Origin of the sequence: Streptomyces sp. FXJ1.172 (assembly GCF_001636945.3) — a bacterium.
In the GTDB taxonomy this organism is placed as follows: Bacteria; Actinomycetota; Actinomycetes; order Streptomycetales; family Streptomycetaceae; genus Streptomyces.
This window is the reverse complement of the sequence record NZ_CP119133.2, coordinates 3113435-3134428: the sequence shown is the minus strand read 5'-3', so window position 1 is coordinate 3134428 and position 20994 is coordinate 3113435. Positions and strand designations below refer to the sequence as shown.

Annotated in this window: 11 protein-coding genes; 10 read left to right on the top strand and 1 reads right to left on the bottom strand. The window is 71.9% G+C overall.

What is annotated here, in order from left to right:
* The first annotated feature begins 93 nt into the window (after window positions 1-93).
* From A6P39_RS13685 to A6P39_RS13670, 4 genes are all read left to right on the top strand, one after another.
* The gene (locus A6P39_RS13685) at window positions 94-2361 is read left to right on the top strand and encodes an ATP/GTP-binding protein (protein ID WP_234378774.1); all 2268 of its coding nucleotides are present in this window, start codon (window positions 94-96) and stop codon (window positions 2359-2361) included.
* Between the two features lie 122 nt (window positions 2362-2483).
* Window positions 2484-4142: a PucR family transcriptional regulator gene (locus A6P39_RS13680; RefSeq protein WP_067041420.1), complete on the top strand. Its 1659-nt coding sequence runs from the start codon at window positions 2484-2486 to the stop codon at window positions 4140-4142.
* 123 nt (window positions 4143-4265) lie between these two features.
* Complete coding sequence (locus tag A6P39_RS13675) at window positions 4266-5714, top strand: aldehyde dehydrogenase family protein (RefSeq protein WP_067041423.1); 1449 nt, start codon at window positions 4266-4268, stop codon at window positions 5712-5714.
* Between the two features lie 219 nt (window positions 5715-5933).
* Window positions 5934-7304, top strand: coding sequence for a S53 family peptidase (locus tag A6P39_RS13670; RefSeq protein WP_067041426.1), 1371 nt, complete (start codon window positions 5934-5936; stop codon window positions 7302-7304).
* Between the two features lie 151 nt (window positions 7305-7455).
* Here A6P39_RS13670 and A6P39_RS13665 read toward each other — a convergent pair whose 3' ends face one another.
* Window positions 7456-10290 (bottom strand): glycoside hydrolase family 3 C-terminal domain-containing protein, encoded by a 2835-nt coding sequence (locus tag A6P39_RS13665; RefSeq protein WP_067041429.1) that lies wholly within the window; start codon window positions 10288-10290, stop codon window positions 7456-7458.
* A 342-nt stretch (window positions 10291-10632) separates the two neighbouring features.
* On the opposite strand from A6P39_RS13665, the gene A6P39_RS13660 reads away from it, so the two are divergent.
* The 6 genes from A6P39_RS13660 (at window position 10633) to A6P39_RS13635 (ending at window position 20988) form a co-directional block, all read left to right on the top strand.
* A complete protein-coding gene (locus tag A6P39_RS13660) occupies window positions 10633-12324 on the top strand; it encodes an extracellular solute-binding protein (RefSeq protein WP_067041433.1) in 1692 nt (563 codons plus the stop codon).
* Window positions 12325-12351: 27 nt separating this feature from the next.
* Window positions 12352-13398: an ABC transporter permease gene (locus A6P39_RS13655; protein WP_067041435.1), complete on the top strand. Its 1047-nt coding sequence runs from the start codon at window positions 12352-12354 to the stop codon at window positions 13396-13398.
* On the top strand, window positions 13395-14339 hold the full coding sequence (locus A6P39_RS13650) for a carbohydrate ABC transporter permease (RefSeq protein ID WP_067041437.1): 945 nt from the start codon (window positions 13395-13397) through the stop codon (window positions 14337-14339). The genes A6P39_RS13655 and A6P39_RS13650 overlap by 4 nt, the downstream gene beginning before the upstream one ends.
* Before the next feature lie 315 nt (window positions 14340-14654).
* Window positions 14655-16832, top strand: a complete 2178-nt coding sequence (locus A6P39_RS13645) for a WD40/YVTN/BNR-like repeat-containing protein (RefSeq protein ID WP_067041439.1) — start codon at window positions 14655-14657, stop codon at window positions 16830-16832.
* The gene (locus A6P39_RS13640; RefSeq protein WP_067041442.1) at window positions 16829-18799 is read left to right on the top strand and encodes a beta-galactosidase; all 1971 of its coding nucleotides are present in this window, start codon (window positions 16829-16831) and stop codon (window positions 18797-18799) included. The genes A6P39_RS13645 and A6P39_RS13640 overlap by 4 nt, the downstream gene beginning before the upstream one ends.
* Window positions 18796-20988 (top strand): glycosyl hydrolase family 95 catalytic domain-containing protein, encoded by a 2193-nt coding sequence (locus A6P39_RS13635; RefSeq protein ID WP_067041445.1) that lies wholly within the window; start codon window positions 18796-18798, stop codon window positions 20986-20988. Before A6P39_RS13640 ends, A6P39_RS13635 begins: the two co-directional genes overlap by 4 nt.
* Window positions 20989-20994 lie beyond the last annotated feature (6 nt).

The following is a 20994-nucleotide window of genomic DNA, read 5'->3' as shown; positions in this document are numbered from 1 at the left end:
ATGGACAGCGACAGCACACGCGACCCACGCGTCACGCACACGAATCCCGTACCCCGGCCCACTGAGCCGCTCGAGGGGGCGGGGGTGCCGCCCATGCCGGCGATGCCGCCCGGTGTCCCGCCGAAACCGGACGGCTCCGCCTTCCTGACCTGGCTGCGCACCCCTCGCCCGGAAGCCACCCCCGGCGTCTGGCGCTTCGGCTACCGGCCCCGGCAGCAGGAATCCGCCGGCCGGGTCTCGGACCGGGCGCTGCTGGCAGGAGCCGTGGGCGCCCTGCTCGCGGCCCTGCTCGTGTGGTCGCTGTGGACCAACAACCTGGTGCCCCACAAGAGGATCCTGCTGGAGCTGGTCACGCCGTCCGACTGGTGGAGCAGCCTCGACCCGCCCCGGGCGGCGCTCACCGCGAGCGCCGTCTACGACAGCCTCTTCGCGACCCTCGTCCTCTACTACTTCGCGCGCGTGGGCAACTGGAAAGAGGTGATCCAGCGGTACGTGACCGACCGCCCTCAGCCGTCCCGCGCGCTGCGTGCCGCCGTCCTCGGGGGGCTCAGCGCCTGGCTGGTCGTCTGGCACGGACTGCTGTCGTACTACAAGCTCGCCGTCAGCGTGACACCGGCCGACTGGCTCTTCGTGCCGGGAGACCCCGAGGGCACTCTCAGCCGGCTCAAGATCTTGAAGGTCGTGCTCACGCTGCTGGTCCTGTGGCCGTTCGCCATGTGGGGGGACTGGCTGGGGCTGCTGCGTGGCGTGCAGCGTGCCCGGACGTCGGACGGCAACCGGGAGGCGATGGCGGCGGCCACCGGCACGGACTGGCCCGAACTCCATGCCCATGGTCAGAACGCGCTGGTCGAGCGGCTGGCCGACGAGGGGCGCAGCGGACGTATGAACGACGTCGACTGTGCACGGATCCGTCGCGCCTGGAAGTCCGTGGTCGCCGACCCGGCGCGGCTGGACGCGTTCTCCTCGGCTGTCCTCCGCGAGGGCGCCCGAGCCTGTCTGCACCCCTCCGGACAGCGTGACCTGCCCGTCCGTACGGCCCGTCACGACCTGCTGACCTCACAGGTGCGCATCGGCCGGTACGCGGACGTCGAGCGCACACCGCCCGCCCACCGCGCCGCGGGCGCGGCCGTCGATCCGGCCACGCTGGGCACGTCGCTCCTGGCGGTCGGCCCGTCCGGCTCGGGCAAGACCGACCGCTTGGTGCGACCCGTCGCCGAGTCCCTCGCACTCCAGGCCCTCGCCGGGCAGGCGGCGCTCGTCATGGTGTGCGCCGCCGGTACGCCCATGGGGCCCGATCAGGCCTACGACATCGTGATCAAGCCGGGGGACCGGACATCGGAGCACGACCTCGATCTCTATGGGGGGACGGACGACCCCGACGAAGCGGCCGCACTTCTCGCGGACGTTCTCGCCGGGGACTGGGCCGAGGTCGACCTGCGGCGTGCGGCGACCGTGCTGGCACAGCTGCTGGGACCCTTCCGGGCCGCCCACGGCCGGTTCCCGTCCGTGCCCGAACTGCGGGAACTGCTGGACGGAGAGCCTTCGGCACTGGACCGGCTGAAGGACATGCTCGACCCGCACACGCACTCCCCGCTGCACCGGGAGCTGGACGCGCGGGTACGCCAGGCCGGCGTCCCCGGAGACCCCGGGATAATGCTCGCCGACCGGCTCGGCTGTCTGGACCGTCCGGTCTTCACCGGCTTCTTCGACACCTCCACCGACGCCCGGCCCTTCACCCTGCGCTCCCTCGACCACCCGCTGAGGGTCAGGATCGATCTGCCGGAACGGGCCCATCCGGAAGCCGCTCAACTCCTGGCCCGGCTGCTGCTCGCCCAGTTCGCCGCGAGCATGGCCACGCGCCCCGACCGGTCCCTGTTCGCCTGCCTCGTGCTGGACGACGCGACGCACGCGATCACCGCCGGATCCGTGCGTGCCCTGCGCAGGCTGCGGGAGAGCCACGCCGGTGTGGTCCTGAGCCTGCGGGCCCTCGGTGATGTGCCGGAGCATCTGAGGCAGCCGCTGATCGCGGCCGTCGGGTGCCACGCGGCCTTCCCGGGGATCACCACCTGGGAAGGCGCCCTGTTCGCTCAGGCATGGGGCACGGAGTGGGTGGAGACGAAGGAGGTCGCCAAGCACACGGTGTACGCGAACCAGCCACTGACCCGTCTGATTCATGCGGTGCGGAAGCTCGGGACGGGCAAGCCGGTCACCACGGACGCCGTCACCGTCCGCCAGGTGGAGCGTGAGCGTTGGTCTGCTTCTGAGTTGGCTCATGGGGTGCCGGCGGGGCATGCCGTGTTGTCGTTGACGAGTGTGCGGGGGGAGCACGCGCCGCCGTTGTTGGTGGATCTGCGGGGGTGACGGGGCCGCGGGGGACCGTACGGTGAGGCAGAATCGGGGTAGGTCGTTCATACGCGGCGGCCAAGAGATCGCCGGGATCATGCGGTCCGCGTGTTGCGGATCTCCCTCACCCTGAAGGTTCCATGCCCCCCACCCTCGCCTCGCTCGTCCACCACTCCGCGCTCAAGCTGACCGTGCGCGCGGGCGAGGACCGTCTCGACGTGCCCGTCCGCTGGGCGCACGTCAGCGAGCTGGCCGACCCCGTGCCGTACATGGAGGGCGGCGAGCTGCTGCTGATCACCGCGCTCAAGCTGGACGCGGAGGATCCGCAGGTCATGCGGCGGTATGTGAAGCGGCTGGCCGGGGCCGGTGTCGTGGGGCTCGGGTTCGCCGTCGGGGTCAACTACGAGGAGATTCCCGAGGCGCTCGTCGACGCCGCGCGGCAGGAGGGGCTGCCGCTGCTCGAGGTGCCCCGCCGCACCCCCTTCCTCGCCATCAGCAAGGCCGTCTCGGCCGCCATCGCCGCCGACCAGTACCGGGCCGTCACGGCAGGCTTCGCCGCACAGCGCGAACTGACCAGGCAGGCCCTCAGCGCCGGACCCGAGGGGCTGCTCGGCGCGCTCGCCGCGCAGGTCGACGGGTGGGCCGCGCTCTACGACGCCTCGGGTGCCGTCGTCGCCGCCGCGCCGGAGTGGGCCGGGCGGCGGGCCGCGCGGCTCACCGCGGAGGTGGAGCGGCTGCGGGAGCGGCCCGCTCCCGCGTCCGCCGTCGTCGGCGGGCCCGATCACGAGGACCGGGTGGAGATGCACTCCCTCGGTACCGGGCGGCGGCCGCGCGCCGCGCTCGCCGTGGGGACGGCCGCCGCCCTCGGCACCGCCGAGCGCTACGCCGTGCACTCCGCCATCGCCCTGCTCACCCTCACCACCGAACGCTCCCGCTCGCTGCACGCCGCCGAGCAGCGCGTCGGCGCGGCGGTGCTGCGCATGCTGCTCGCCGGTGAGCCCGACCACGCCCGCGCCGTCGCCGGGGACCTGTACGGCGGGCTGCTGGACGCGCCGTTCCGGATGATCGTCGCCGAGTCCGTGTCCGGAGCCGCCGCCCAGGCGCACGCGGATACCCACGGCCGCGTCGCCACGTCGGTGACCCAGGGCGCCGCCCTCGTCGCCGGCGCCGGTGGTGATCCGCTGGGCGGGCTCGCGGAGAGCGTGGAGGCCGCCGCCGCGCGTGCCGGGGAAGCCGTGCTGGTCGTGCCCGAGGGGGAGCGGCTGGTGGTGCTGGCCGTCGACGGGGGCGCGGCCGTGGCGGCCTGCACACAGTTCGCGGCGGCGCTGGAGGCGGCGCGGGCGGTGCCTGAGCAGGCGGCCGGGGGGGATGAGGAGGAACTGGTCGTCGGGCTGTCCGCGCCCGCCGGGCCGATCGCCGCCGCGGCCGCCTACAAGCAGGCCGAGCAGGCGCTGTCCGTGGCCCGGCGGCGCGGGCGGGTGCTGGTGGAGCACGAGCAGCTGGCCGCGGGGTCCGTGCTGCCGTTGCTCGCCGACGACGCGGTGAAGGCGTTCGCCGACGGCTTGCTGCGCGCGCTGCACGAGCACGACGCCACCGGGCGGGGGGACCTGGTCGCCTCGCTGCGGGCCTGGCTGTCCCGGCACGGCCAGTGGGACGCGGCGGCCGCGGACCTGGGGGTGCACCGGCACACGCTGCGGTACCGGATGCGGCGGGTCGAGGAGATCCTGGGCCGGTCGCTGGACGATCCCGACGTCCGGATGGAGCTGTGGCTCGCCCTGAAGGCGACCTCCGCAGAGTAGTCCAAACAGTAGCGTCCGCCACGCCTACTGCTACGGCTCGGACAAACGACCCTCGGCCGTCGCCGCCCTACCGTGGAGCCCGAAAGCCAAGCACCCCCAACACGGAAAGGCCGGGACTCGCAGATGACTTCCACCCACGCCTTCTGGCTCGCCGGCCGCCAGGTCACCGGCGAGGACACCTTCGACGTCACCTCGCCGTGGGACGGCCGGCTCGTGGGCAAGGTCGGCGTGCCGACCGACGCCCAGGTCGAGGAGGCCGTGGCCGCGGCCCACGCGGTGCGGGACGAGTTCGCCGCCACCCCGGCGCACGTGCGCGCCGCCGCCCTCGACCACGTCAGCAGGCGGCTGGCCGAGCGCACCGAGGAGATCGCCCAGCTGATCTCGGCAGAGAACGGCAAGCCGATCAAGTGGGCCCGAGGGGAAGTCGGCCGTGCCGTCTCCGTGTTCCGGTTCGCCGCCGAGGAGGCCCGCCGGTTCAACGGCGGCGAGGCCCAGCGGCTCGACACCGACGCCGGTGGCCAGGGTCGCCTCGCGCTGACCCGCCGCTTCCCGAAGGGCGTCGTGCTCGGCATCGCGCCGTTCAACTTCCCGCTGAACCTGTGCGCCCACAAGATCGCCCCGGCGATCGCGGCCGGCGCCCCGATCATCCTCAAGCCGGCCCCGGCGACCCCGCTCTCCGGCCTGATCATCGGCGACCTCCTCGCCGAGACCGAGGGCCTGCCCGCCGGTTCGTGGTCGATCCTCCCGGTCGCCAACGACAAGATGCCCGCCCTCGTCCAGGACGAGCGTCTGCCGGTCATCTCCTTCACCGGTTCCGAGAAGGTCGGCTACGCGATCATGGACTCGGTGCCGCGCAAGCACTGCACGCTGGAGCTGGGCGGCAACGGCGCGGCCGTCGTCCTCGGCGACTACGCCTCCGACGCCGACCTGGACTGGGCCGCGACCCGCATCGCGACCTTCTCCAACTACCAGGGCGGCCAGTCCTGCATCTCCGTGCAGCGCGTGATCGCCGACGCGTCGGTGTACGACCGGCTGCTGCCGCGCATCGTCGCCGCCGTCGAGGCCCAGAACACCGGTGACCCGAGCGACGCCACGACCGACGTGGGCCCGCTGGTCAGCGAGGACGCGGCCAAGCGCGTCGAGTCGTGGGTGACGGAGGCGGTCGAGGCCGGCGCCACCCTCGTCACCGGCGGCAAGCGCGACGGCGCCTCCTACGCGCCGACCGTCCTCACCGACCTCCCGGCCGGCACCACCCTCGCCTGCGAGGAGGTCTTCGGACCGGTCCTCAGCGTGCAGAAGGTGGACGGCGAGGCCGAGGCGTTCGCCGCGGTCAACGACTCCAAGTACGGCCTCCAGGCAGGTGTGTTCACGCACGACCTGCAGGTCGCCTTCCGCGCCCACCGGGCCCTCGAGGTCGGTGGCGTGGTGATCGGCGACGTCCCGTCCTACCGCGCCGACCAGATGCCGTACGGCGGCGCCAAGCAGTCCGGCGTGGGCCGCGAGGGTGTGCGGTTCGCGATGGAGGACTACACCTACGAGCGCGTACTGGTCCTCACCGGTCTCGCGCTCTGACCTGCCACGGACAGGTCAGCCGGAACGGCCGCAGCCCACTGTGCGGGGGCTGCGGCCGTTTCCGTGTGCCGGTCGTCATTTCTGTTCTCAAGTAAAGGATTTGGCATCGGCGGTTCAAGAGTCCTGCGCAGTGTCTTGATCTGTCCATGACTCTCCCGATGGGATGCGCCTGACCACTTCGTCCGACAACGGACGTGTCAGGATCACTCAGGGGAACGTATGCACATAGCCCGTACCGGGCGCGGCGTCGCGGTTTCGGCCGCCGCCTCCGCCGCACTCGTCGCCGCCGCGCTGGCGACAACCTCCTCGGCCGGCGCCACGAGCGCCGCGCCGGCCGCCGTACCGCACACCTTCGCGGCTCCGGCCGTCGCGGGGCACGGCCTCGTCCACGGCGTGGCCAGCCCCCTCCCCATCGCCCAGTGCCAGGCCAAGTGGCACATCAACTGCTACAACCCGCTCCAGTACAGAACCGCGTACAACCTCAACGCGCTGTACAAGAAGGGCATCACGGGCAAGGGGCGCACGATCGTCATCGTGGACTCGTTCGGCTCGCCGACGATCCAGCACGATCTCGACGTCTACAGCAAGCAGTTCGGGCTGAAGAGCACCAAGGTCGACGTCGTCAAGTGGGGCAAGGTGCCCCCGTTCGACCCCAAGAACTCCGACATGACCGGCTGGGCCGGCGAGAGCACCCTCGACGTCGAGATGGCCCACGCCGTCGCGCCGGACGCGAAGATCGTCCTGGTGGAGACGGCCGTCGCCGAGACCGAGGGCACCACCGGTCTGCCGGAGATGATGGACGCCGAGAAGTACATGATCGACCACGGTGTCGGCGACGTCATCAGCCAGAGCTTCGGTGCCACGGAGAACACCTTCCCCGGCTTCGACAAGGGCGACTTCTCCAGCATCAAGAAGCTGCGGTACGCCTTCGAGGACGCGGCCCGCAAGCACGTGACCGTCCTCGCCTCCTCCGGCGACGGCGGCGCCACCGACCAGACCGCGGACGGCAAGAGCTACTACAAGTACCGCGTCAACTCCTGGCCCTCCGCGGACCCGCTGGTCACCTCCATCGGCGGCACCCAGCTCCACCTGAACGACAAGGGTGAGCGCGTCAAGCCGGACAGCGTCTACAACGACAACGGCGCGGGCGGCGGCGGCCAGTCCCACGTCTTCACCCGGCCGGCCTTCCAGGACGGGGTGAAGAACGTCGTCGGCACCCGCCGCGGCACCCCGGACATCTCGATGGCCGCCGCGGTCAACGGCGGTGCCTGGATCTACTCCAGCTACGACCCGACCGCCACCGGCTGGGACGTCAGCGGCGGCACCAGCGAGGCGAGCCCCCTCTTCTCGGGCATCGTCGCCCTCGCCGACCAGGCGGGCGGCCACCGCGTGGGCGACATCAACCACGCGCTCTACACCCTCGAGGGCCGCAAGGGCTCCGGCGTCGTCGACGTCAACGACGGCACCGACAACACCTACCAGGGTGTGCAGGGCTACAAGGCCGTCAAGGGCTACGACATGGCCACGGGCGTGGGCACGCTGAACGCCCTGACCTTCGTGCCGGCCCTCGCGAAGGCGAGCCACGGCTGACACCTGCCCAGCGGGCAATTCCTGCGACGGCCCCGGGTCCCGGACCCGGGGCCGTTCGCCTGTCCGGCCGCTCCCGCGCCTTTGGTGAAGGGGTCCGGCACCGCTGCCTTCCGGTGCCGGACCCCTTCCCGTCGCCGTCTCCTCCGGACCCTCAACCGGAGAAGCCGACGTGCGCGAGCCGCAGTGGGCCGCGCAGCCTGAGGTGGACGTCGTGCACGCCCTCGGCGGCGAAGCCGGCGCCCAGGGCGGTGTAGGCGTAGGGGCCGGCGGTGGGGCTCTCCAGGCGCAGGGTCGCGAGCACCGGGCCGCCGTCCAGCGAGACCTCCAGCGTGCCCTCGCCCGAGACCCGCGCCGTCAGCGCGGTCACGCCCGGGCCGAAGTCGCAGGAGCGGTAGACCAGTTCGGCCTTCCCGCCGCGCGCCGCGGTCACCGCGTCGCCCGCCGTCCTCGTCCGGTCCACGATGGCGATGCCGGACTGCTCGTCGAAGTCCGCGCCCTCCAGGCCGTGCCGGACGACCTGGCGCGGGGCCGGCGCGGTGCCGTCGAGACGGACGGTCGTCCGCAGCCGGACGTCCTCGCTGGAGGCGCCGACCAGCAGCTCGTAGGGGCCCGTCTCCAGCCGCGCCCCGCCCAGGGCCACGTCCCAGAACTCCAGCGCGGACAGGGGGACCTCGAAGGGCACCTCGGCCGTCTCGCCGGGCGCGAGACCGAGCCGGCGCAGCGCCAGCAGCTCACGGCGCGGACGGGCCACCGACGGGTCCGCGGCCCGCGCGTAGAGCTGGACCACCTCGTCCGCCGCCCGGTCCCCGGTGTTCGTCACCGTGCACACGACACGGAGCGAGCCGTCCGCGACACCGGCCGCGAGATCGCAGTAGTCGAACGACGCGTACGACAGGCCGTGCCCGAACGGGAACAGCGGGGTGCCCTCGAAGTAGAGGTACGTCTGGCGGCTGCCGATCACGTCGTAGTCGAGCAGGTCGGGCAGGTCGGCGTCGCGGGCGTACCAGGTCTGCGGGAGGCGGCCCGCGGGGGAGACGTCGCCGGCGAGGGTCCGGGCCAGGGCCGTGCCCGCCGCCTGGCCGCCGTGTGCCGTCCACAGCACCGCCGGCAGCCGTGTCACGTCCACGGCGTACGGATAGGCCGAGGTCAGCACCAGCACCGTACGCGGGTTGACGGCACGGGCCGCGCGCAGCAGCCGCCGCTGGTGTTCCGGCAGTTCGAGGGTCGTACGGTCCTCGGTCTCGCGGCCGCCTATGTGCGGGTCGTTGCCCGCGACCACCACGACGACGTCCGCCCGCTCGGCGATCCGGGCCACGGCCTCCTCGCCCCGCTCGACCGTGACCACCTCGAAGACGTCCCCGGACTCGGCAACCTGCACGCCCCCGGCGGCGACACGGACATGGCGACCCGTGCCCAGATGCTTCAGGAGGTGACCGTTTTGGTGCGGTTCGAGGCGGAAGGTCTCCTGGACGACCCAGCCGCCCGGCTGGTCGGCGGAGGCGCGTACGAAGCCGTCGTCGGCGACCGAGAGGTACCGGCCGTCCGGTGCGCGCAGGGTCAGCACGCCCTCGCCCCAGTCCACCAGCGCGAACTCGGTGCCGGTGGTGTCCGTGGTGAGGGGCGGCAGGTCGGTACGGCCGGTGAGCAGGGCCGGGTCCAGTGCGCCCGCGGCGCCCCGCGCCTCGTGCGGGGCCTGCGCCGGCGGCACGTGCAGGAAGGCGCCTGCGGCGGTGCGCAGCCGGATGCGGTCCACGCCCTCGGCGAACTCCACACGCTCGGCGCCGAACCGCTCGTACAGGCCTTCCAGGGGGGTGGAGCGGTGGATGAGGCTGCCGCTGTACCAGTCGAGCTTGCACTCGTCGGCGAGCAGGCCGACCACCGCGATCCGGGTGTCGGGCGCGAGCGGCAGCAGGTCGTCGTCGTTCTTCAGCAGCACGATCGCCTGCTCGGCGGCCTCCCGGGCGAGCGCCCGGTGCGCCGGGGTGTCGAACTCGCCGGTGCCGGCGTGCGGGTCGTAGTGCGGGTCGAACTCGCCGAGCCGGAACCGGACGGAGAGCTGGCGTCGTACGGCGGTGTCGATGTCCGCTTCGCTCAACAACCCCTGCCCGTACGCCTTCCGCACCCGTTCCACGATCTGCGAGCCGTCCGTGCCGTGGTCGGTGAAGCTGTCCACGCCCGCCAGCAGGGCGGCCGCGGTGGCCTCCTCGTGGGTGCCGAAGTAGTGCTCGGCGTCGACCAGGTTGGAGGGCGCGCCCGCGTCCGAGCAGACCAGCAGCTCCTCCTCGGTCCAGGTCCGCAACGGGTCGCGCAGATACGGGGAGAGGTGGTTGGGGCGGCCGTTGACCAGGTTGTACGCCGGCATCACCCCGGCCACCGCGCCCGCCTCGACCGTCTCCCTGAAGGCGCGCAGGTCGTACTCGTTGAGGACGCGCGGGCGGACGGAGGCGGACGACGTGGCGCGGTCCGTCTCGTTGTTGTGGGCCAGCCAGTGCTTCAGGACGGGTGCGGTGCGCCAGTACAGCGGATGGTCGCCGCGCAGGCCGTGCGTGTACGCCGTGGCGATCGCCGAGGTCAGCTTCGGGTCCTCCGAGTAGCCCTCCTCGTTGCGGCCCCACAGCGGGTGGCGCAGCAGGTTGACCGTCGGGGACCAGACGTTGAGGCCGACCCGCTCGTCCCGGGCCCGCATCGCGCGGACCTCCTTGGACACCGCCTCGCCGACCCGCCGCACCAGCTCCGGGTTCCAGGTCGCGCCGAGACCGACGGCCTGCGGGAACACCGTCGCCGGGCCCATCCAGGCCACGCCGTGCAGGGCCTCCTGGCCGGTGCGGAAGGCGGCGATGCCCAGGCGCTCGACGGCCGGCGCGAACTGGTGCAGGAAGGAGATCTTCTCGTCCAGGGTGAGCCGCGCCAGCAGGTCGTCGATGCGCTTAGTGAACGGCAGGTGCGGATCGCGGAACGGCAGGGCGGACGGCGGGTCAACGGTCACGAGCGGTTCCCCTTGCGGATGGAGCGACGAGGCGCTTTCGAAGCGCTTCGATGCTGGGTCGAGCGGGGCCGGGGTGTCAAGGTGCTGTGCGTGAAGACGACGCACAACTGGCCGACTTCGCAAGGGCGCATGGCGGTCGGACGGGGGCATCGCGGCTCGCGGAAATCTTGGGAACGACCCTTGTGCACCCCCAGGTGTTCACTTAACCTCGCAGCAACATCGAAGCGCTTCGACTGAGTCTGCTTCTCGTCGAAGTACGTTCCAGCTCAGCCAGATCCACTCGAGACACCGCAGCCGACGGCCCCCGCCGGGTGTCCTGGTGCGCCATGAAGGGTTGACGCAATGACGCCGAACGCCGCCTCCGCATCCTCCGCGCCCAGCCGGAGAAGCTTCCTCGCCTCCACCGCGGTCGCCGCCGCGGCGGTCGCCGGAGGCATGCCGCTGCTCACCGCCTGCGGCAGCTCGGACAGCGGCACGGGCGGCGGATCCTCCGGGGGCAAGGGCGAGAAGAAGCTGCTGCCGTCCTACGTGGCGAGCCATGTGGTGGCACCGGACATCCCGTCCAAGAACGGCTCGCCGATGGGCTTCACCGGCAAGCTGGACCTGGCGACCCTGAAGACCTCGGTCCCCAAGAAGCTCGGCAAGGGCGGCAAGGTCACCATCATGTCGCCGTTCTGGGGCTCCCCGCCCAAGAGCGACAACGCGTACTACAAGACGATGAACGACATGATCGGCGTCGACGTCGTCTGGCAGAACCAGGACGGCAACACCTACGACCAGAAGCTCGGCGCCGTCCTCGCCTCCAGCGACGTACCGGACGTGGTGGTCGTCCCCAGCTGGAACATGGGCGGCAAGATACCCAGCGCCATCATCAGCAAGTTCGCCGACCTCGGCCCCTACCTCTCCGGCGACGCCGTCAAGGACTACCCGAACCTCGCGGCCATCCCCACCGACGCCTGGCAGCGCTGCATCATCGGCGGCAAGCTGCGCGGCCTGCCGATGCCCCAGTCGTACGTCACCGGCATCGTGCCCCTCTACCGCAAGGACATCTTCGACAAGGAGGGCTACCAGGTCCCGCGCTCGGCGGACGAGTTCATGGCCCTCGCCAAGGAGATCACCAACGCCAAGGCCAAGCGCTGGGCCTGCCTGGACATGAAGTGGACCGCCTGGCAGATGTTCGGGGTGCTCTCCGGCAGCGAGAAGCCGCTCGGCTGGAACCTCGTCGACGGCAAGCTGGTCAACCGCATCGAGACCGAGGAGTACCTCGAAGCGCTGGAGTGGACCCGCAAGCTCTTCGCCGCCGGATACGTCCACCCCGACGCCATGATGGGAAAGAGCGCCCCCGACCCGGGCCCCAAGTTCGCGGCCGGCGAGTTCCTGATCTACTCCAACAACATCAGCCAGTGGTGGAGCCGCACCGCCGAACAGGCCACCCAGAACCCGTCGTTCAAGATCTGGGGCATGGACGTATACGGCCACGACGGCGGCGACCCGACGCTCTGGGCAGAACAGCCCGCCGGCATCTTCGCCTTCATCAACAAGAAGGCCTCGCAGTCCGTGGTCCGTGACGCGCTGGCCGTCGCCAACGTCACCGCCGCGCCGTACGGCACCAAGGAGTACATGGCCACCAACTACGGCGTCCAGGGCGCGGACTACACCGTCAAGAACGGCGTGCCCGTCAAGACCACCCAGGGCAACAACGAGGTCCTCAACGCCTACGTCATGGTCGCGAGCCCCGCCGCCACCATCGCCCACCCCGACTTCCCCGAGGTAGCCAAGGCCCAGGTCCTGTGGCAGCAGCGGATGGGCGCCTTCACCAAGAAGTCCAGCTTCTACGGCCAGATGATCACCGAGCCGTCCCGCTACACCAACCTCGGCGACAACTTCGAAACGCTCGAGGACGACATCACCCGCGGCCGCAAGAAGATCAGCGACATGCAGCAGGCCGTCTCCGACTGGAAGAGCAGGGGCGGCGACAAGCTGCGCGACTGGTACAAGAAGCTCCTCGACGAGAACGGCACGGCGGCCGGCTGAGGCGGGGCACGAGGCAAGGAGAAGGCCGTGTCGCACAGCACGGTGCCGCGGAGCAGGGCCGGGGCGGACGACGGAGCGGGCAAGAGCGCGATGGCGTCGGACGACACCACCGCGACCCGCAGGAACCGGAAGAAGGCGAGGACCGGGAAGCTCAGCCTGCGCCTGCGCTTCAGACGCGACCGCGTCCTGCTGCTGATGACGCTCCCGGCGATCCTGCTGATCCTGCTCTTCAACTACCTGCCGATCCTCGGCAACATCGTCGCCTTCGAGGACTACGACCCCTACGTCAGCGACAACGGCATCGTCTCGATGCTGCACAGCCCCTGGGTCGGCCTGGCGAACTTCCAGCAGCTCTTCGCGGACTCGGCCTTCTGGCACGCGGTCCAGAACACACTGGTGCTGTTCTTCCTGCAGCTCGTGCTGTTCTTCCCGGTGCCGATCCTGCTCGCGCTGCTCATCAACAGCGTGATCAGACCGAGGGTGCGTGCGGTCGCGCAGGCGGTCCTGTATCTGCCGCACTTCTTCTCGTGGGTGCTGGTCATCGCCGTCTTCCAGCAACTCTTCGGCGGCGCGGGCGTCTTGTCCCAACTGCTGCGCCGGCACGGTCACAGCGGCCTGGACATCATGACCAACCCGTCGACCTTCAAGTTCCTCGTCACGGCGGAGGGCATCTGGAAGGACGCCGGCTGGGGGATCATCATCTTCCTCGCCGCGCTGGCCTCGGTGAGTCCCGACCTGTACGAGGCCGCCGCGATGGACGGCGCCGGCCGCTGGCGCCGCATGTGGCACGTCACGCTGCCCGCGCTGCGCCCGGTGATCGCGTTGTTGCTGGTCCTGCGGGTGGGTGACGCCCTGACCGTCGGCTTCGAGCAGATCCTGCTCCAGCGTGACGCGGTCGGACCGGGCGCGGCGGAGGTCCTCGACACCTTCACCTGGTGGAACGGCGTGCGCAACCAGGACTTCGGCTACGCGGCCGCCGCCGGTCTGATCAAGGGCGTGGTCAGCCTCGGGCTGGTCCTCGCCGCGAACAAGGTGGCCCATCTCATGGGCGAGCAGGGGGTGTACAAGAAGTGACCGCCGTCATCGACAAGCCGCCGGTACAGGAGCGACCGCCGTTCCGCTGGGCCGCGCCGCCCCGCCCGGTGTGGGAGGAGCAGCCGAGCAGGGCGGGCCTCGCGGGCAAGGGCCTGGTCCTCACCCTGGCCTGTTTCGGCATCCTCTTCCCGCTCTGGATCGTGGTCGTCACCAGTCTGTCCTCCCGCAAGACGATCGACCAGGCGGGCGGCCTGGTGATGGTCCCCAAGGGCATCACGTTCATCGCGTACAAGGAGCTGCTCAGCGGCGGCCAGGTCACCCGGGCCGCGGTCATCAGCGTCCTGGTCACGCTGGCCGGCACGCTGTTCTCGATGACGGTGTCGGTCCTGTGCGCGTACGGCCTCTCGCGCATCGGCTCGCTCGGCCACCGCTGGCTCCTGATGCTGCTGCTGGCGACGATGTTCTTCAGCGCCGGCCTGATCCCCACGTACCTGCTGGTCCAGTCCCTCGGCCTGATGGACAGCTACCTGGCCCTGATCCTGCCGAGCGCGGTGAGCGTGTTCAACATCCTCGTCCTGCGGGGCTTCTTCATGGGCATCTCGCAGGAACTCATCGACAGCGCGCGGATCGACGGTGCCGGGGACTTCCGGATCCTCTGGCAGATCGTCATGCCGCTGTCACGGGCCGTGCTGGCGGTCATCACGCTGTTCTACGCGGTGGGCTACTGGAGCGCGTGGTTCAACGCGTCCCTGTACCTCAACGACCAGGACAAGATGCCGCTCCAGAACGTCATGATCCAACTGGTCCAGAAGCAACAGGCCCCGGTGGGCCTGGGCCAGGCCATCAAGACCGGCGAACTGTCCGGCCTGGCCGTGCAGATGGCGGTCATGGTGATGGCCCTGCTGCCGGTGGCGGTCCTGTCCCCGTTCGTCCAGAAGCACTTCAAGAGGGGGATGCTGACGGGGGCGGTGAAGGGGTGACCGGGCACCTACTCGGACGGGTTGTGCGGTCTCGTGGGCGACTGCGGGTGCGCCGTGGCTTGTCGCGCCCGCGCGGCGGTAGCCGCATATCAGACACAGCCCCGCGCCCCTAGGGAGTTTCAGTCACCGCACCTCGACAGCTCGCCGTAGCTGCGGGCAGTCGTGCCGCTGGGGCGGCACGGGTGGGCGGTGGGGGTCCCCCGCGCGAGCGAAGCCGAGCGTGGGGGAGGCACCCTGCACGCGCCGGTAAGCGACCCCACCCCCGCCCAGCAGCCACCCGGTCCACCAACCCACCCACGTTCACCGAGGTACCCCATGACCCCCACCCGCAGAACCGTCCTCGCCGGCACCGCAGCCGCCGCAGCCCTCCTCGCCCTCCCCGCCAACGCGATCGCAGCCCAAGCCCCGCAGAAATACCGCTGGCGCAACGCAGCAATCGGCGGCACCGGCTTCGTCACCGGGATCCTCTTCCACCCCTCCACCCCCGGCCTCGCCTACGCCCGCACCGACATCGGCGGCGCCTACCGCTGGGACGAGGACACCGCCCGCTGGACCCCCCTCACCGACCAGCTCGGCTGGGACGACTGGAACCTCCTCGGGGTGGAGGCCCTGGCCGTCGACCCCGTCCACCCGGACCGCCTCTACCTCGCCCTCGGCACATACGCCCAGTCCTGGGCGGGCAACGGAGCCGTCCTGCGGTCGGAGGACCGCGGCAGGACCTGGCAGCGCACCGACCTCACCGTGAAACTCGGCGCCAACGAGGACGGCCGGGGCACGGGCGAGCGCCTCCTCGTCGACCCCCGCGACAGCGACGCCCTCTGGCTCGGCACCCGCCACGACGGACTCCTCAAGTCGACCGACAGAGGCGCCACTTGGCAGAGAGACAGCACCTTCCCCGCCGCCCCCACCAGCACCGGCCAAGGCGTCACCCTCCTCCTCGCCGCCGGCCGTGCCGTCTACGCAGGCTGGGGCGACTCCGACGGCACCACCCCGAACCTCTTCCGCACCACCGCCGGTGGCACCACCTGGGAAGCGGTTCCCGGCCGGCCCGCCGGCACCTCCGCCAAGGTCCCGATCCGCGCCGCCCACGACCCGCACACCCGCGCGCTGTACGTGACGTACGCCGACGCACCCGGCCCGAACGGCCAGAGCGACGGCAGCGTGCACCGGCTGGACACCACGGCCGGCGCCTGGACCGACGTCACCCCCGTCGCCCCGGGCGCAGCCGACACCTTCGGGTACGGCGGAGTCGCCGTCAGCGCCCACCGGCCCGGCACCGTCGTCGTCTCCACCAACAACCGCTGGTCCGCCGGCGACACCCTGTACCGCAGCACCGACGGCGGCCGCACCTGGGTTTCGCTGAAGGACACCGCCGTCCTCGACGTCTCCGAGACGCCCTACCTGACGTGGGGCGAGGCCCGGCCCAAGTTCGGCTGGTGGATCCAGGCCGTCGCCGTCGACCCGTACGACTGCCGGAACATCCTCTACGGCACCGGCGCCACCATCTACGGCACCCGGGACCTGCGCCGCTTCGCCCCCCGGATCCGGGGGCTGGAGGAGACCTCGGTCCGCCAGCTCATCTCGCCGCCCACCGGCACCGCCCACCTGATCAGCGGCAACGGCGACATCGGCGTCCTCTACCACGAGCGCCTCACCGCCTCCCCGGCCCGTGGCATGGCCACCGACCCCGTCTTCGGTACGGCCACCGGACTCGCGCAGGCCGCCGCGGAACCGTCGTACGTCGTCCGCACCGGCTGGGGAGACCACGGCAACGGCGCCGTCTCCACCGACGGCGGGCAGACCTGGGCGCCCTTCCCGAGCCAGCCGTCCCTCGCCAAGGACGCCCCGGGGCCGGTCGCCGTCAGCGCCGACGCCGGCGTGCTGCTGTGGACCCTCGTGCACGGGGACGGCACCAAGTACCCCGCCCAGCGTTCGGCCGACGGGGGCGCGACCTGGGCCGAGGTGGCCACGTACCCGAAGGGCGCCACCCCGCTCGCCGACCCCGCCGACCCCGCCGTCTTCTACGCCTATGACACCGACACGGGCACCCTGTACGCCAGCACCGACGGCGGCCGTACCTTCGCAGCCCGCGCCACCGGACTGCCCTTGGGGGACAGCCAGTTCCAGCTCGCCGCAGCGCCGGGACGCAGCGGTGACCTGTGGCTCAGCACCAAGGGGAACGGCCTGTACCGGTCCACCGACGGGGGCAGGAGCTTCGCCAGGCTCGGCAGTGCCCGGGCCGCGTACACCCTCGGCTTCGGCAAGGCCGCCCCCGGCACCGGCTACCCCTCGGTCTACCTCGTCGGCAGCACGGACAGCTCCCTCACCGCCGTGTACCGCTCCGACGACCGGGCGGCGACCTGGCTCCGGATCAACGACAACGCCCACCAGTGGGGCTGGACCGGCCAGGCCGTCACCGGCGATCCGCGCATCCACGGCCGTGTGTACCTCGCCACCAACGGGCGCGGCATCCAGTACGGGGAGCCCGCATGAGACCGGCGCTCGCCGACGCCACCCGGGGCCGGATCCTCTTCGGCGGCGACTACAACCCCGAGCAGTGGCCCGAGGAGACCTGGCCCGAGGACGTCCGGCTGATGCAGCAGGCCCGGGTCAACTCCGTCACGCTCGGCGTCTTCTCCTGGTCCCGGCTCGAACCCGAGCCGGGGGCACGGGAGTTCGGCTGGCTCGACCGGCTGATGGATCTGCTGCACGAGGGCGGGATCGGTGTCGTCCTCGCCACCCCGACCGCCGCCCCGCCGCCCTGGATGGGCCGGCTGCATCCGGACACGCTGCCCCGGGACGCCGACGGGCGCAGGGAGTGGTGGGGCGGCCGGCAGCACTTCTCGCACTCCAGCGCCACCTACCGGCGCTACGCCGCCGCCATCACCGAGGACCTGGCCGCCCGCTACGGCAGCCACCCGGCCCTCACGATGTGGCACATCAACAACGAGTACTGCACCTTCGACCACGGCGACGAGGCGGCCGCCGCCTTCCGCCGCTGGCTCAGGGAGAAGTACGGCACCCTCGACGCGCTCAACACGGCCTGGGGCACGGCCTTCTGGAGCCAGCGCTACGACACCTGGGACGGCATACTGCCGGCCCGGCGCGCCCACTACCTGAAGAACCCGGCCCAGGTGCTGGACTTCAGGCGGTTCACCTCCGACATGCTCCTGGAGTGCTTCACCGCCGAACGTGACATCATCCGCCGGTACACCCCGCACATCCCCGTGACCAGCAACTTCATGCCGCTGTGGATCGGCCAGGATGCCTGGCGCTGGGCTGCGGAGGAGGATGTCGTCTCCGTCGACCTCTATCCCGATCCGCGTGATCCGCTGGGCGGGCAGCGCGGGGCGCTCGTGCAGGACCTGACCCGCTCGCAGGCCCGCGGGCCGTGGATGCTCATGGAGCAGGCGGCCGGGCCGGTCAACTTCCGCGGGGTCAACCACCCCAAGCCGCGCGGCCTGGGCCGGCTGTGGTCCCTCCAGGCCGTCGCCCGGGGCGCCGACGCCGTCTGCTACTTCCAGTGGCGCCAGTCCCTCCAGGGCGCCGAGAAGTTCCACTCCGGGATGGTCGGGCACGCGGGGGAGCAGGGCCGCACGTACCAGGAGGTCCGGCGGCTCGGCGCCGAACTGGCCGCCATCGGCGATGAGGTGACTGGTCATCAGGTCGGCTCGCACGTCGCGATCCTGCACGACTGGCACTCCTGGTGGGCCGGCGCGCACGAGGGGCGGCTGTCGGTCCGGGTGGAGCTGCCGGAGGTGCTGACCGCCTGGCACCGGGCCCTGTGGGAGGCCCACCTCACCACCGACTTCGCCCACCCGGAACACGACCTGTCCGGCTACCGGCTCGTCGTCGTCCCCCAGCTCTACCTCCTCACCGACGCGGCCGTGGACAACCTCCTCCGCTACGTCCACGGCGGCGGCACCCTGGTCTGCGGCTTCTTCACCGGCATCGCCGACGAGGACGACCGGATCAGGCCCGGCGGCATGGACGCCCGGCTGCGCGAGCTGTTCGGCATCCGCACCCTGCACGAATGGTGGCCGCTGGAGGCGGAGGAGAGCGTCGAGTGCGAGGGCTTTCGCGGCACGCTGTGGTCGGAGGAGATCGAACCCGAGCCCGGCGCCGCCGAGACCGTGCCGTACCGGGGCGGGGAACTGGACGGGCTGCCCGCCGTGCTGCGCAGGGGCCGCGCCTGGTACGTCTCCACGCTGCCCGAGCCGGACGCGCTGCGCTCCCTGCTCGCCTCCGCCGCCGCCGAGGCGGGAGTGCGCCCGGTGCTGGAGGGGCTGCCGGCCGGTGTCGAGGCGGTGCGCCGGGGCGAGCTGCTGTTCCTGCTGAACCACGGCCGGGAGCCGGTCACCGTCGAGGTCCCCGGCAGCCATCACGATCTGCTCGGCGGCGAGAAGGTGACCGGCTCGCTCACGCTCGGCCGCTACGGCGTGGCGGTGCTGCGGCCATGAGCCACGGACCGGTCCACGGGACCTGGGAACCCGCCCCCGCGACGCGCTGGGAGGACGCCTTCCTGACCGGGAACGGCCACCATGGCGCCCTTGTGTTCGGTGATCCGAACGAGGAACGGGTCGTCGTCACACAGCACACCCTGGTCCGGCCCAACGGCGGCGAACACGCCGGGCCGCCCCGGCTCGCCGCCGAACTCCCCGCGCTCCAGGACCGGTTGCTCGCCGGTGACCGCACCGCCGCCGAGGGCTTCACCGACGGCCGCCCGCTGCAATGGGTGCAGCCCTTCCACCCCGCCTTCCACATACGGCTGCGCGTATCCGGCGCCGGCGGCGCCGGATACCGCCGGGCCGTCGACTTCGCCGGCGGAGAGGTCACGGCAGGCTGCGCCGGCTTCGGCAGCCGCGTCTTCGTCTCCCGCGCGGACGACGTGATCGTGCACGAGATCACGGCCGACGACCTCGGCATCAGCCTGGACCACCGGCTGCCGGGCGTACCGGCCGCACTGCGGGTCGGCCACGGCGCGCTGCTCACCCCCGAGGGCGCCCTGCTCAGCCTGCGCGCCCGCTACCCGGGCTGCGACCGCGCCTACACCGGCGTCACCCTCGTCGCCGCGTACGGGGGCAGCACCGAACTCGTCGCGCCGGGCGTCCGCGTCACCGGCGCCGAGCGGATCCTGTTGCTCACCCGCGTCCACCGGCACACCGGCGAGGCGGACGTGGTCGCCGAGGCCCGCCGGCTCCAGGACTTCCTCGACGGCGGCACGCAGGCGTACGACGACCTCCTCGCCCGCCATCTGCACCTGCACTCCACCGCCTACCGGCGGGTCACGCTCGACCTCGGCGCCGACCCCGCCGAACGCGCCCTGCCCGGCTCCGGGCTGCTGGCGCGTCCGCACAGCCAGGCCCTGCTGGAACGGCTCTTCGCCGCCGGCCGCTACCACCTGCTGAGCGGCAGCGGCCTCAACCCGCCCCGGCTCACCGGACTGTGGACGGGCGACTGGGACACCGCCTGGTCCGGGGCGTTCACCACCAACGCCAACCTCAACCTCCAGACCGCCTCCGCCCCGGCCGCCGCGCTGCCCGAGGTCACCGAGGCGCTTGCCCGGCTCGTCCAGCGGCAGCTGCCCGACTGGCGCGAGAACGCCCGTGCGATCTTCGGCGCCCGGGGCGTCGTCGCGCCCACCCACACCGACGGCGAGTCCGGCCACTGCTACCACTTCGCCCGTGAGTACCCCCAGCACCTCTGGACGGCCGGCGCCGACTGGCTGCTCCGCCCCCTCGTCGAGCACGACGAGACCCGTGGCGAGCGGGACCCGCGCACCGCCGCCGCCCTCGCCGAGGTCGCCGCCTTCTACGAGGACTTCCTCACCCGCACCGACTCGGCGGGACACCTCGTCGTCGTCCCCTCCTACTCACCCGAGAACCGGCCCGCGAACGCAAGCTGGGGTGCGGTCAACGCGGCGATGGACCTGTCCGCGGCCCGGCACGCCCTGCTCACCGCCGCCCGCTACCACCCCGGACAGGCCGAGAAGTGGCGGGCGTTGGCCGACCGGCTGCCACCGCACCGGATCAACGCCGACGGGGCCCTGGCCGAATGGGCCTGGCCCGGCCTCGAGGACACCTACGACCACCGCCACCTCAGCCACCTCTACGCCGTCTGGCCCCTGGAGGAGATCAACCCCCACGACACTCCGGACCTGGCCGCCGCCGCCCGCCGCGCCCTCGAACTGCGCGGCGCCGAGAACCACTCCGCCCACGGCCATCTGCACCACGCCCTGATCGCGGCCCGCCTGAAGGAACCCGACCGGGTCGCCCACGCCCTGCGCCAGGTGCTGGACGGCGACTTCTTCCACGACTCGCTGATGAGCGCCCACTACCCGCACCGGGACGTCTACAACGCGGACGCCGCGCACACCCTGCCCGGCGTCCTGATCGAGACGCTCGTCCAGTCGACCCCGGACCGCCTGGTCCTGCTGCCCGCCGTGCCCGGCTTCTGCCCGTCCGGCCACCTCACCGGCGTGCGGACCCGGTTCGGCGCCGAGATCGACCTGAGCTGGCGCCCGGACGGCGCCCGGGCCGTCCTCAGACCGAGCCGTACCCACCGCATCGACCTTCGGACTTCCTCCGGCAGTGCGCCGCTCGACCTCGTCGCCGGAGAAGACCGCGTCCTCACCCTGGGGGCGTGGTAACCCGAC

Coding starts and splice junctions, on each gene's coding strand:
- A6P39_RS13685 (WP_234378774.1), top strand. CDS start 94: ATGCCGGCGATGCCGCCCGGTGTCCCGCCGAAACCGGACGGCTCCGCC.
- A6P39_RS13680 (WP_067041420.1), top strand. CDS start 2,484: ATGCCCCCCACCCTCGCCTCGCTCGTCCACCACTCCGCGCTCAAGCTG.
- A6P39_RS13675 (WP_067041423.1), top strand. CDS start 4,266: ATGACTTCCACCCACGCCTTCTGGCTCGCCGGCCGCCAGGTCACCGGC.
- A6P39_RS13670 (WP_067041426.1), top strand. CDS start 5,934: ATGCACATAGCCCGTACCGGGCGCGGCGTCGCGGTTTCGGCCGCCGCC.
- A6P39_RS13660 (WP_067041433.1), top strand. CDS start 10,633: ATGACGCCGAACGCCGCCTCCGCATCCTCCGCGCCCAGCCGGAGAAGC.
- A6P39_RS13645 (WP_067041439.1), top strand. CDS start 14,655: ATGACCCCCACCCGCAGAACCGTCCTCGCCGGCACCGCAGCCGCCGCA.
- A6P39_RS13640 (WP_067041442.1), top strand. CDS start 16,829: ATGAGACCGGCGCTCGCCGACGCCACCCGGGGCCGGATCCTCTTCGGC.
- A6P39_RS13635 (WP_067041445.1), top strand. CDS start 18,796: ATGAGCCACGGACCGGTCCACGGGACCTGGGAACCCGCCCCCGCGACG.